Source organism: Chromohalobacter sp. HP20-39, assembly GCF_033052815.1.
GTDB lineage: Bacteria > Pseudomonadota > Gammaproteobacteria > Pseudomonadales > Halomonadaceae > Chromohalobacter.
In genome coordinates this window covers 1-229 of the sequence record NZ_JAWHTP010001279.1, presented here as the reverse complement: position 1 = coordinate 229, position 229 = coordinate 1, and the positions used below count along the sequence as shown (strand labels likewise).

The 229-nt window shown below is 52.0% G+C and carries 1 pseudogene; it reads right to left on the bottom strand.

The window, feature by feature from the left end:
• Nucleotides 1-229, bottom strand: a pseudogene (locus RVY79_RS21970) (dihydroorotase); the annotation flags it as partial.

Sequence of the window (229 nt, the reverse complement as noted above, 5' to 3'; positions counted from 1 at the left end):
ACCGATTTTTTCCATGCGCTCAAGTACCGGCATGATTGCGTCAATTGACGTCACGCCGTGGCTGGAGTTAGTGGTTGCGTTTGCCGGGTAAAGTTTTGCAGCGGTGAACACGCCTTCGTTAAATCCGCGCTCCAGCTCATTAGGATCCAGCGAATCTGTTAAATAACAGGTCATCAATGGGGTGAAATCGTGCCCGGCAGGTACGGCGTCAAGAATACGCTGGCGATAC